This is a genomic window from Acinetobacter sp. TR11, assembly GCF_027105035.1.
Classification (GTDB): Bacteria; Pseudomonadota; Gammaproteobacteria; order Pseudomonadales; family Moraxellaceae; genus Acinetobacter.
The window spans coordinates 362,119-374,199 of the sequence record NZ_CP114256.1 but is presented as its reverse complement, the minus strand read 5'-3'; the positions used below and the strand labels follow the sequence as shown (position 1 = coordinate 374,199).

Here is a 12,081-nt window from a genome sequence, read left to right as displayed (position 1 = left end):
CACACACTCTACTGAAAAAGATGCTAAGGTATAGTTGAATACAAAATGCTTGTTAAAAAATCTAATTTCATGAAAACCATATTAATTGCAAATCAAAAAGGTGGCTGTGGTAAAACCATGACAGCCATTACGCTTGCCGCAGCACTGTCACAAAAGGGCTATAAAGTCGCGTTGGCTGATGCTGATAACCAAAAATCATCATTACAATGGTTAAAACAACGCCCTGAAACTGTTGCTGCCATTCAAAGCCTCGACTGGAGGCATGAGAAATCAATTGGTGATGCACCTAAACATCTCGATTATTTAATCATTGATGCCCCAGGCGCACTGTCAGGTGAGCATGCAGAACAACTGGTCAGCGAAGCCCATGCGATTGTGACCCCTTTACAGCCCTCGTTCTTTGATATTGATAGTACGCGTCGGTTCCTAAAACATTTACAAGACATCAAACGAATACGTAAAGGAAAAGTACAAATTCTGTTGATTGCCAATCGCGTGAAAGCGAATAGCTCTAGTTCAAAAGACATTCAAGACTTCTTTAAGAAGATTGAACAAGAGCCTGTCGCATGGATTTCAGAACGTAGTGCTTATGGCACGTTGGCTATGCGAGGTTTAAGTATTTTTGATAAACCACAGAAAAATTTTGTGAATATTCAAAGCCAATGGCAACCCGTTCTGAATCAGTTAGTCGATGATCCAAGTGAATGGTTTTAAGCCGCCTTGCTCCATTAGCAGGATGGAACAAGGCATGAGGCCATTGATGTAACTGCATTAATAAAACTTATCTTTATTTAGGTTCAATGAAAGGTGCGGGATTTTGGCTAGGTTGGTCTGTGTCATCACCCTCATCTTTCAGGTTATGCCTCATTTCATCACTATCGAGGTTTTCCATAGCTTTACGAATGGTCTCGTTACCGTGACTGCCATCATTTGACTGGATTGCCTGTTCACGTTCCGCACCTTGCTCCTGTAGTGCATTTTCAGGATTTTTAGGAATATCTTCCCTTTCTATAGCCTGCTGTAATTGATCACTGTCCGTCAGTCCTTCCACTTGCTGATAACTGAGTTTATCATCGTTCAAGAGGGTAGCCACTGCGCTTTCGGCTTGTGTACCATTGCTGTTATTCGGTTGTGAATGATGGTCCTGACCTGTTTTTGGAGAGGTATTGTCCTGATTATTTGAATGTGTCATCGAACTGCTCCTTAAATTCACTTTATGGATGTGTGATGAATTCAATATAACAATACGCTTTGTAACTCTTTGACAACTCTTGTATTAAAGTCGATAGCAAATGTTGCTATGGTAAGTTGCTGTATTGCAGTCTTAAAACTTTCGTAAATGCTGAGATATAGATGCTGAGATATACATATTGCCGATCACGGGCCACTCCATTGAAAATAATCGGCTGGCTGAAACATGCCAGCGGTTTAGCCCCTGATTCCATTTAGAGATTTCAACGTGAAATTACTGAATGAAAATTTTACTGGACGCATTTTTCAGTTAATATGATTTTATTCAACTTTTAGCCCTAGAGACGGAAGCTTGTGCAACAATACGCTCCCACATTACAACGTGTTTTATTGTTTGGACTGTTCTTTGTCTTAATGTATTTGGGATTCAGCATTCTCAAATACTTTATCGTTCCTGTTCTTTGGGCAGCGATTATTGCTTATATGACATGGCCTGTTTATTTATGGGTACAACGTCGTTTTTTTGGTGAAAATCGACCAACGCTAAATGCAACGATCATGATTACGTTGGTCATTTTAGTGATTGGGGTTCCCTTTATTTGTGCCATTTTCATGCTGCAACTTGAAGGTCGAAATTTATATTTTAATTTACAAAAACAATTATTCTCAGGTCATATTCAAGTCCCCGAATTTATTAAAACACTACCAATTGTCGGTAAAGATATCAGTCGTACAGTCAATGAATTAAGTGCCGATCCAAATAGTATTGCGAAGAATGTTGCCGAATGGATACAAGGTCATTTGAGCTATGGTCGTTTTGTACTGAGCGAGATTAGTCGAAATTTAATTAAACTGACCTTTGCAATCATGACACTGTTCTTTTTTTATCGTGATGGGCAAATGATTTTGTTTCAGGTGAGTCGTGCATTAGAAAAGATCATTGGTCCTCGCGTACATCATTATCTAGAAACCATTTCAGAAACAACACGCGCTGTAGTATATGGTGTGGGATTAACTGCTGTAGCACAAGCCATTTTAGCGGGTCTCAGTTACTTTGTAGCAGGTGTGCCTAACCCAATGCTACTCACCATGGTGACGTTTATCTTGGCCTTAATTCCATTTGGAACTCCCATCTCCTATTTAGGAGTTAGTTTATGGTTATTTGCTCAAGGCCAGACTGTCGAAGCAATTGGTGTTATTACATGGGGTGTCTTGATTGTAAGTAGCTCAGATAATGTGATTCGACCTTTAGTTATCTCAGGCGCAACCCAAATTCCATTCATTTTAATTATGTTTGGTGTGCTAGGAGGAATCGCAAGTTTTGGCTTAGTGGGCTTATTTATTGGTCCAGTCATTTTGGCGATTTTATTGGCGATCTGGCGTGAATGGTTACATGAAAATGTTCAGGAGCCAATCGCTGCTATTGAAGCACCACCTGAAATAAAGCCGTAATCTATTTACACGACTTACCATTTAATCTTACTGACAACTTAGGAGTTATTCCATACTTTGTTTGAATCCAACAAATAAAGATGATAGATAAGGATAATTTGCAATGATTGCAACGGTACAAAAGTCTTGTGTTCTGGCAAGTTTAGTTTTGATGATGAGTGCATGTTCGTCTATTAACTTAGACAACAACGCATCTAAAATTCAAACACAGCCAACGACAACAGATCAGAAACAACTCATACAAGTTTATCAAGTCGACGCCAAAGGTATAGGTGCATCGATTGGAACAGTAACATTTAAGCAAACAGCAAAAGGTTTACTCATCACCCCTGCGCTTTGGAAACTTTCCCCAGGTGAACATGGTTTTCATATCCATGAAAACGGCTCATGTGAAGCAGCATTAAAGGATGGAAAAATGGGAGCTGCTCTTGCAGCAGGGGGACACTTAAACCCTGATCACACTGCCAATCACGGCACACCAGAAAATGGTCATTTAGGTGATTTACCTGTACTCGTCGTCAATGACAAAGGTTTTGCAGTTACACCCGTCATTGCTCCTCGCCTAAAACTTTCAGATATTCAAGGTCGTGCGATCATGATTCATGCAGGTGGAGATAATTATTCAGATACACCTAAGCCTTTAGGTGGTGGTGGCGAGCGAATTGCCTGTGGTGTTATTCAATCATAAAAGCACTGGGGGTATCTAAAAAGATATCCACAGTTTTGTAGATATTTTATCCAGCTACAAATGACTACGCTATTGGTTCAGCATATTATTCACTAATTGATTCCCTTGGCTTTACGTTCTTGCATCACTTGTTTGAGTACAGCTCTTGGTTGCATAAACCAAAAACCGATCAAACTGACACTCGTTAAAGCAAAAGCCCAAATATGGAAATGCGTATAAAGTAGACGCACCAATTCTATAATCACAAAGAAACTCATCATCAATAGCATTGAAACAGCTGCAGCGACTGTCCCTTTGGATACTTCTGAAGACATTAATGCAAAACGATATAAAACTGAAAAACTAATCCCCTCTCCTAAGCTTATTAAGGTCATACCCATCAATAAACACGGCACTAGATAAGTTTGCCAAATCACGCCTAGCACCAAAAACAAGGTTCCGAGCAACATAATGGGTAAGCCCATCAAAATCGTTTTACCTAATGGAAAGCGATCAATAATCTTAATCAGAATAATATTTCCCGCAATAAGCCCGAAAAATACAGGAAATTGCGCTAAACCATATTGCACACTACTAAGCTTCAACTCATCGACTAAGATAATGGGTGACAGCGCAATCCATAGCATTAATGGCATCCCAACCAAAGGTAAAGCAATGCTTAACCCTAAGAAACGGCGATTGGTGAATACTTTTTTGAAATCATCAAAAATATAACTAAAAGGTTGTCTAGCCCGACGCTCTTGGGTTGCTGGCATAAATTTATTTAGACCAAACCAACTCAGGAATGAAACGATTGCAATCGCAACAAAACCCCAATGCCAAGAGACATAATCAATCAGAAATGCACCAAGAACAGGCCCAAGTAATGGCGCAAGCAATGAGATATTGGCCATTAAGGCCATCACTTTAATGGCATCACGCTCCTCAAATGTTTCCTGAATTGCAGCATAACCCACTGCCGAAATGACCGTAAGGCCAATTCCCTGTAAAAAACGTAAAGTCAGGAATTGTTGAATATTGTGCGTGAGTAAAATCAGCAAACAACAGATGGTAAAAAATGCCACGCCTGCCAATAATACTTTTTTACGTCCAAGACGATCTGAAAGAGGTCCAAGTAACCAAGCAACGCTTGCTCCACCCAATAAATAAAAAGACATGGAAGATGGTGCCCATGTTGCACTAACACCGAATTGTTCCGTAATCGCCAACATCGCTGGTTGAATTAAATCATTACCGATATAAACTGAAAATTCGAATAGCACTAAAGCTAATGGAAACATGAGCGTTATACGGTTTAACGTCATGCTCTGATTATTCGTCATCATGTTCTATTCACAAAAATAACCAATTCGTATACAGCCCATTTCCACAAATAAAAGGAAAATAGGATCATCAGCACACGATTTTATGGCTTTGATTTAAATTAAATTTTGATTTTCATGCAGTGAGAGCGCATGTAAAAATGTGAAAACACCGTATTCACAAGGTGTATTAAGAAAACAATTTATTTACGTGAGATTGGTAAAAAGTTTTACCTATTGGAAAAATTTCCAAGCGCAACTTTAGCACTTTTTAAAAATGCCTGCAATTTAAGCAATAAAAGGAATTGTGTGGATATGTGAATAACCCAAAAGTTATCCACATTTTTGTTTGGTTTTTATTCATCGTCAATTTATCAATGAGATTCAGGAACACAATTCAAACTGGAATTTATTGGTATTGTCCCCTCTCGCACACTGATAACTTTGTTTTTTATTTACAATCTTCCAGACTTCTTGATCACGCTTTAACTCATATTCGGTACGAATAGCTGCAACAGAATCATCTAATTGCGTTTGTTCAACGGTAATCTCAGCATCGGTAGGATTTTCAGCGCTATTAAATTGTTGATCAATTTTGAGATTAGTTTCATCATGAAATAAATTCGGTTGATCAAGTAATACCGCATGCATCGCTGTACTTTTTTGCACAGCAGCTTGTTGTTGTGACTGATCAACGGGCTGATTACATGCCGTTAAAACAAGTCCGCATCCTAAAATCATCCAAATTTTATACATTTTGTACCTTTCCTATTTACCACATGCATTTATGCTACTATGCAAAACTGAATTTCAAAGCAACAAAATGTATGTGACTTATGAGAGATTTGTTGTATTTATCAATCATTTGAACATCATCACAAATCACTAAAAAACAAATTTTATAACATGAACATCACCACGGATTAGGCATAACCAATGTCAGATTTAGCAAAACAATTAGCAATTATTTTAGTCGTCAGTAGTACGATTGTCGGCTGCTCGAAAAAAGAAGAAGGTGCTGCAAGCGATGCATCTGTAGCGACAGAAAGTGCGGCGCCTAATAGTGAAACAATTCGAGCAAATGCAGCAAAAAATCCTGAACAGCTGGTCAGCACACAACAAAGTGCTCTCGAACAAAATCGTCAATTGATTAAAAGTGCTGAATTACGCTTTGAAGTAAAGGATGTATTAAAAACCACATCTACACTTGAACAGCAGTTATTGCAATACAACGGCTATATTGAAAATAAGCAAATTGATTATCAAGTGAGTGACCGTTCTCAACATGATCGCATCGATGGAACCGTGGATATTTATGAGAAAATCACACCAACAGTACAACTGACGGTACGTATTCCAAATGCTGAGGTCACAAGTTTCTTAAACAATATGCTGCCTTTGATGTTGAATTTTAATACGCAGAGTTATGAAGCAAAACGTTATGAGTTAAAGCTATTAGAAGAAAAACTCAATACCGCAAATCAAAGTAATAGCGCATCTAATGCAGTAAATAATCAATTACAACAGCTCACTGATTTAGAAGTGAAAGATCGTCTAGCATATAGCACCATTCGTTTAGAGTTTTTCCAACAGCCTAAAGTTCGTAAAAGCCAAGACTTAAATATTCATCGCATTGCAACATTAGACAGTGACCCATTACTCACTCGAATCGCTCAAGCCTTCAAAGTTGGATTATCGTATTTTAAAGAAACCATCATATGGTTGATTCAATTTTGGGCATTTTTCATTGTGATTATTGCAGTTTGGTTAATCCGTAAAGCCTATAAAACACGAAAACAGAACCCATAATTATTGATTTTTAGTCAATAGTATTTTGCTTATTTACACATTTTTACTCATGAATAGATTCTCTAAAATGTGTCCAAGTTTTAGAAATCTATTTTTGAGTTTAATTTTATGAGCAATATTTTAATTATTAATGGCGCGAAACAATTCGCTCACTCAAATGGTGAATTGAATGACACCCTGACTGACTTTTCAGAATCATATTTAAAAGCTTTAGGTCATACACTACAAGTGACTCGTACCGACAGTGACTATGACATACAAGCAGAAATTGAAAAATATTTATGGGCAGATGTGGTGATCTATCAAATGCCAGGTTGGTGGATGGGTGCACCATGGACGATGAAAAAATATATTGATGATGTATTTACGATTGGTCATGGTTCACTTTATGCCAGCGATGGACGTAGCCGTTCTGATGCTTCTAAAAAGTATGGTTCAGGTGGCTTGATTCAAGGTAAAAAATACATGTTGTCGCTCACATGGAATGCACCAATGGAAGCGTTCACTGATCCTGATCAATTCTTTCACGGCGTGGGCGTGGATGGCGTTTATTTACCTTTTCATAAAGCCAATCAGTTCTTGGGTATGGAATCATTACCTACATTTATCGTGAATGATGTAATCAAAATGCCTGATGTGCCAAGCTATATCGAAGATTATAAAGCTCATTTAGATCAGCATTTTGCGACTGCCCATTAAGAGAGAAATCCTATGTTGACAATTATTGCTGAAATTCAGACACATGCAGGTGCAGAACACCGCCAAGCAGTGTTAGATGCTTTCCAAAAAATCATTCCAACTGTATTGGCAGAAGATGGTTGTCATGGTTATGCGCCACTGATTGATCACCTGCCAGAAATTGCGATGCAGACGCAAGATGAAAATAGCATTGTGATGTTAGAGCAATGGGAAAGCACAGCTCATCTCGAAGCGCATATGCAAACGGCACATATGTTGAAGCATTTTGAAGCGACCAAAGCGCATGTGGCTAATGTCAAAGTGCGTATTTTGGAAAGTGGGATTTAATAGATAAAACCATTAACCTAAGTTCGAAAATAATATGATACTCGGAAACGTCATCCGCAACTGTTTGAGACAGGACTTCATTAATAAAAGGATGTTTCTGCGATTTATTAAACTAGTTGATGGTAGGTCAACGAGTTTTGCGGATGACAATGCCTTTGCCTACTTTGGGCGAAACCAAAGTAGGGCGAGCCGCAGGCTGATCCTGAAATTAGATAAGCACTCGGCAAGCCCCCGCCAAGATAATTATTTTTCAATGAGTTGGAAATATATAAGTCCAACCAAGATGGTGAGTAAAAAATTTTACTGATAATAATGCTGCTTTAAATGACGACTATATTCCGTTAAATAACGCTCTAAGCCCTCTCGACGATCAGCTTTTTGCATTTCTTTAGCAGCCAATTGCTCTATTTTGGTTTCCAGTAAATTCAGAATAGCGGCTTGTTCCGCTTCTGGCAGTTGAGCTTTTTCTTTCTGCTGTTTTTTAATTTCCAAATAATCTTCTGCCCAATGACGTAATGGATCATGCTCATAGACTTGCGCAAATAAATCGGTAATCAATAATTCAGGCATGACTTCTTGGGTTGCTAACTCTGCCGACATCAAACCACGGATCGAATAAAATACTTTCTTATAAGTAAAATTATCCGCAGTTTGCATCACTTTCATGCCACCTTTTGCCAGTGATAAATAGTGGTGATATAGCGCACTATAGTCGATTCGCTCAATCAGTCCATCGCGAAAGGTTTGCCATTCTGGAAAAGCATTAAAATAAACAATATGTGCTCTGACCCATTCCAATACCGTTGGGTTACTTTTTGCCAATAAGCCAAACATTTTGTCGAGATCATAAGAAACGAAATCAAAATCACCGTCCATGATTTCGATCAGATCACGATATTTTTTATAATCAAAATATTGGTCTTTGCTCGGCAAATGAAAACCGCGCACATCATAGTCACTGTCAGGGCTAGCCATCCCCCATAAACGACTACCACTTTCAATATAAAACAATGGAAGGTCTTGGCGTTGTTCGAATAGTTTTTCGATTTCGTGATGGATGTTCATATTTCTCTCTAAGATTCGATTAAACGAGAATTTTATTATTTGTAACCTATCAATTTGATTCTTTACTCTTAATTTGTCCAATAAAGAATAGTATTTTTAATTTAATAGCTAAGTTAACCTATAACACATCAGTAAAATAGATAAGTCCTATCCGTTCATTTTTTAAGTTATGGAGTTCGTAATTCTTGAAGAAATTTAATTCTCCGTCATAACAAAGAAAATTTATTTCACAATGAATAAGCTCTACTAATATCCATGAAGAGAAGTCTTTGAATATAAATGAACAAGAGTAAAATACATTTCCAATTTTTACTCTCAACATAATACGCATACACTTTACATTATGTTCATTATAAAAATGATCAATATAGTCTCCATATACTTGATCGCTCTCTAGATAAATATAAGCTTGAGTTTTCATATTGGTTTTATAAAAAAGCGCATCTTACGATACGCTTTTAGCAGAACTTCTTTTATCTAATCAAGCATTAAAGATCAAATAATTTGCCTGGGTTCATAATCCCATTCGGATCAAACGCCAACTTCAATGCTTTCATATATTCAATTTCTTCAGGCGAACGTGAATACTCTAAATATGGCTTCTTGGTCATACCGACACCATGCTCGGCAGAGATCGAACCATCATATTTTTTTACAGTCTCAAACACGTATTTATTCACCACCTGACACTTCGCAAAAAACTCGTCTTTAGTTAAGTTTTCAGGTTTTAAAATATTTAAGTGCAAGTTACCGTCACCAATATGGCCAAACCAGCAGATTTCAAAGTCTGGATAGTTTTGTGAAACGATCGCATCAATTTCTGAGATAAACGCAGGTACATGCGTAATCAATACTGAAATATCATTCTTATAAGGGATATACGGCGCAATCGATTCCGAAATATCTTCACGTAAACGCCATAGGCTCTGTGCTTGTTCTAAGCTTTGGCTCATTACGCCATCAATCACCCAACCTTGTTCCATACAATGCTCAAAAATCTGCATCGCTTTATCCATGATTGGTTCATACGGCGCTTCAAATTCGAGTAATACATAGAATGGGCAAGTTGTTTCAAATGGACGCTGTACATGACCACGATCCAAGACTTTTTGCATTGCCACTTCACCAAAGAACTCGAATGCAGTTAAGTCGATTTCTTTTTGGAAAGCATGTAATACAGGCATTACCGCTTCAAAGTCAGGCGTACCCAATACCATCACTTGTAAGTTTTGTGGCTTACGCTCAAGTTTAATCTCAGCCTCAGTCACTAAACCTAATGTGCCTTCACCACCGATAAACAAATGCTGCAATGCATAACCCGTCGCATTTTTAATCATGCCTTTGTTTAAACGTAAAATATCGCCTTTACCCGTCACAACTGTTAAGCCAAGTACCCAGTTACGTGTCATGCCGTATTTGATGACTTTAATACCGCCTGCATTGGTTCCGATATTTCCACCAATTTGACTAGAACCTGTCGATGCAAAATCAACTGGGTAATACATGCCTTGTTGTTCGGCATAATTTTGTAATTGTTCAGTCACAACACCCGCTTGAACGCGAACCATACGATCCGCTGGCAAAAATTCTAAGATTTGATTCATCTTGTCGAAACTAATTACGATTTCGCCATTATTCGCCACAGCACCAGCCGATAAACCTGTACGACCACCCGATGGCGTAATCGCAACATTGAATTGATTGGCAAGTTTTACAATCGACTGAACTTGTTCAGTACTTGATGGAAAAACGATGACTGATGGGTTCGGATCAAAATGTTTAGTATGATCTCGCCCCCAATTTTCTAAACTGTCAGCATCGGTTTTAATACGGTTTTCACCTACAATTGCCGTCAATTGGGTCAATAATTCAGGTGTCAAAGCGACTGAAGCATTCATCGTTTACAGGCCTAGCAAGAAGTAAATATAGGGCTTTTGGATGACAACATAATATTTTTCAAAACCTTATAAACAAAGGTGTCGAAACATCCAAAATATAGAAACGCTAGCGAAAGCATCAAACTTTCAATTGATCAGTTTGATTATCGTATTTCTTTATTTTACATGTAAGCAAGCGAGGGATAAAGCACAGGATGGCAATAGTGTCATAACAAAATGTGTATAAAAACTAAAATTCATTCGGAACTGAAAAATTCTCAACATTTATGCTGAGCTAATTTTAAACGAAATATCTATATCTCAAAGCTCTATGCTATGATACTGCAACTAAATTTTGGCCTTTGTAGCGGAGCCGTAATGAGCCAACATCTATCACTACCGAAAGACAAAATCCGTTTCCTTTTGTTAGAAGGTGTGCACCAAAATGCCATCGATACATTAAACGCTGCGGGTTATACCAACATCGACTACCACAAAACTGCACTTGAAGGTGAAGCTTTAAAAGAAGCGATCAAAGATGCTCATTTTGTTGGTATTCGTTCGCGTACTCAATTGACTGAAGAAATCTTTGAAGCAGCGAATAAATTGATTGCGGTAGGTTGTTTCTGTATCGGTACAAACCAAGTCGATTTAAAAGCAGCGATGTCTCGTGGTATCCCTGTTTTCAACGCACCATATTCAAATACACGTTCGGTTGCAGAATTGGTTCTTGCTGAAGCAATTTTATTACTTCGTCGTGTACCTGAAAAATCAAAAGATACACATGCAGGCGGTTGGAACAAATCTGCGGTTGGTTCTTTTGAAACGCGTGGTAAGACTCTAGGTATTATTGGCTACGGTTCAATTGGTTCACAACTTTCAGTTTTAGCTGAAAGCTTAGGTATGAAAGTTTGCTATTATGATGCGGTAACTAAATTACCGTTAGGTAATGCACGCCAAGTGGGTTCATTGGATGAGCTTTTAGAAACTGCTGATGTAGTTTCTTTACACGTTCCAGATGTTCCTTCTACACGTAACTTCTTCAAAAAAGAACAGTTCGCGAAAATGAAAGAAGGTTCGATCTTCATTAATGCTGCACGTGGTACATGTGTGATTATTGAAGATTTAGCAGATGCGATTAAATCTGGTCACATTGCTGGCGCAGCGGTTGACGTATTCCCGAAAGAGCCAAAAGCTAATGGTGAAGAATTCGTTTCTCCACTTCGTGGCTTAGACAACGTGATTTTAACACCGCACGTAGGTGGTTCTACGATGGAAGCGCAAGCAAACATCGGTTTAGAAGTTGCTGAAAAATTCGTTGCATATTCAGATAAAGGTATGACGCTTTCTGCGGTGAATTTCCCAGAAATCGCATTACCACTTTCTGATGGCCAACACCGTTTACTGCACATCCACAAAAACGTTCCGGGTGTGTTGTCTAAAATCAATACATTATTTGCGGAACAAGGCATCAATATCTCTGGTCAATCTTTAATGACCAAAGGTGATATTGGTTATCTAGTTATGGATGTTGATGCATCTGCTTCTCAAGAAGCACTTGATACCTTAAGCCAAGTTGAAGGCACAATTCGTGTACGTGTATTGTTCTAAGCTAAATTTAGAATAATCTATAAAAAGCCACAGCAATAGCTGTGGCTTTTTTATTCGCATT

Annotated in this window: 12 protein-coding genes; 7 read left to right on the top strand and 5 right to left on the bottom strand. The window is 38.2% G+C overall.

Annotated features, from left to right (window positions below):
- The first annotated feature begins 69 nt into the window (after nt 1-69).
- Entirely contained in the window at nt 70-714 is a 645-nt protein-coding gene (locus O1450_RS01710; RefSeq protein WP_087544228.1) for a ParA family protein, read from the top strand.
- 73 nt (nt 715-787) lie between these two features.
- Here O1450_RS01710 and O1450_RS01705 read toward each other — a convergent pair whose 3' ends face one another.
- Nucleotides 788-1,192: a hypothetical protein gene (locus O1450_RS01705; protein WP_087544167.1), complete on the bottom strand. Its 405-nt coding sequence runs from the start codon at nt 1,190-1,192 to the stop codon at nt 788-790.
- Nucleotides 1,193-1,545: 353 nt separating this feature from the next.
- Between O1450_RS01705 and O1450_RS01700 the strand changes: the two genes are divergently transcribed.
- Both O1450_RS01700 and sodC read left to right on the top strand, forming a co-directional pair.
- Nucleotides 1,546-2,643 (top strand): AI-2E family transporter, encoded by a 1,098-nt coding sequence (locus O1450_RS01700; protein WP_269229480.1) that lies wholly within the window; start codon nt 1,546-1,548, stop codon nt 2,641-2,643.
- Between the two features lie 103 nt (nt 2,644-2,746).
- The gene (sodC, locus tag O1450_RS01695; RefSeq protein ID WP_269229479.1) at nt 2,747-3,331 is read left to right on the top strand and encodes a superoxide dismutase [Cu-Zn] SodC; all 585 of its coding nucleotides are present in this window, start codon (nt 2,747-2,749) and stop codon (nt 3,329-3,331) included.
- A 92-nt stretch (nt 3,332-3,423) separates the two neighbouring features.
- Here the strand turns inward: sodC and craA are convergent, their stop codons facing one another.
- Entirely contained in the window at nt 3,424-4,653 is a 1,230-nt protein-coding gene (gene craA, locus O1450_RS01690) for a chloramphenicol efflux MFS transporter CraA (protein ID WP_269230391.1), read from the bottom strand.
- A 363-nt stretch (nt 4,654-5,016) separates the two neighbouring features.
- Nucleotides 5,017-5,388, bottom strand: coding sequence for a hypothetical protein (locus O1450_RS01685; protein ID WP_269229478.1), 372 nt, complete (start codon nt 5,386-5,388; stop codon nt 5,017-5,019).
- A 180-nt stretch (nt 5,389-5,568) separates the two neighbouring features.
- Between O1450_RS01685 and O1450_RS01680 the strand changes: the two genes are divergently transcribed.
- From O1450_RS01680 to O1450_RS01670, 3 genes are all read left to right on the top strand, one after another.
- A complete protein-coding gene (locus O1450_RS01680) occupies nt 5,569-6,441 on the top strand; it encodes a DUF4349 domain-containing protein (protein WP_269229477.1) in 873 nt (290 codons plus the stop codon).
- A 108-nt stretch (nt 6,442-6,549) separates the two neighbouring features.
- A complete protein-coding gene (locus O1450_RS01675) occupies nt 6,550-7,140 on the top strand; it encodes an NAD(P)H-dependent oxidoreductase (protein WP_269229476.1) in 591 nt (196 codons plus the stop codon).
- 12 nt (nt 7,141-7,152) lie between these two features.
- A complete protein-coding gene (locus O1450_RS01670) occupies nt 7,153-7,467 on the top strand; it encodes a putative quinol monooxygenase (protein ID WP_269229475.1) in 315 nt (104 codons plus the stop codon).
- A gap of 300 nt (nt 7,468-7,767) precedes the next feature.
- On the opposite strand, the gene O1450_RS01665 is transcribed toward O1450_RS01670, so the two are convergent.
- The gene (locus tag O1450_RS01665; protein WP_269229474.1) at nt 7,768-8,532 is read right to left on the bottom strand and encodes a nucleotidyltransferase domain-containing protein; all 765 of its coding nucleotides are present in this window, start codon (nt 8,530-8,532) and stop codon (nt 7,768-7,770) included.
- 488 nt (nt 8,533-9,020) lie between these two features.
- A complete protein-coding gene (locus O1450_RS01660; RefSeq protein ID WP_241282145.1) occupies nt 9,021-10,430 on the bottom strand; it encodes an FAD-binding oxidoreductase in 1,410 nt (469 codons plus the stop codon).
- 357 nt (nt 10,431-10,787) lie between these two features.
- Between O1450_RS01660 and serA the strand changes: the two genes are divergently transcribed.
- On the top strand, nt 10,788-12,020 hold the full coding sequence (gene serA / locus O1450_RS01655; protein ID WP_269229473.1) for a phosphoglycerate dehydrogenase: 1,233 nt from the start codon (nt 10,788-10,790) through the stop codon (nt 12,018-12,020).
- Nucleotides 12,021-12,081 lie beyond the last annotated feature (61 nt).

What these genes read in the sequence shown, in the direction of transcription:
- O1450_RS01680 (WP_269229477.1), top strand. Translation starts at nt 5,569, where the DNA reads ATGTCAGATTTAGCAAAACAATTAGCAATTATTTTAGTCGTCAGTAGT.
- O1450_RS01685 (WP_269229478.1), bottom strand. Translation starts at nt 5,388, where the DNA reads ATGTATAAAATTTGGATGATTTTAGGATGCGGACTTGTTTTAACGGCA.
- O1450_RS01665 (WP_269229474.1), bottom strand. Translation starts at nt 8,532, where the DNA reads ATGAACATCCATCACGAAATCGAAAAACTATTCGAACAACGCCAAGAC.
- O1450_RS01710 (WP_087544228.1), top strand. Translation starts at nt 70, where the DNA reads ATGAAAACCATATTAATTGCAAATCAAAAAGGTGGCTGTGGTAAAACC.
- sodC (WP_269229479.1), top strand. Translation starts at nt 2,747, where the DNA reads ATGATTGCAACGGTACAAAAGTCTTGTGTTCTGGCAAGTTTAGTTTTG.
- O1450_RS01675 (WP_269229476.1), top strand. Translation starts at nt 6,550, where the DNA reads ATGAGCAATATTTTAATTATTAATGGCGCGAAACAATTCGCTCACTCA.
- craA (WP_269230391.1), bottom strand. Translation starts at nt 4,653, where the DNA reads ATGACGAATAATCAGAGCATGACGTTAAACCGTATAACGCTCATGTTT.
- O1450_RS01660 (WP_241282145.1), bottom strand. Translation starts at nt 10,430, where the DNA reads ATGAATGCTTCAGTCGCTTTGACACCTGAATTATTGACCCAATTGACG.
- O1450_RS01670 (WP_269229475.1), top strand. Translation starts at nt 7,153, where the DNA reads ATGTTGACAATTATTGCTGAAATTCAGACACATGCAGGTGCAGAACAC.
- O1450_RS01705 (WP_087544167.1), bottom strand. Translation starts at nt 1,192, where the DNA reads ATGACACATTCAAATAATCAGGACAATACCTCTCCAAAAACAGGTCAG.
- serA (WP_269229473.1), top strand. Translation starts at nt 10,788, where the DNA reads ATGAGCCAACATCTATCACTACCGAAAGACAAAATCCGTTTCCTTTTG.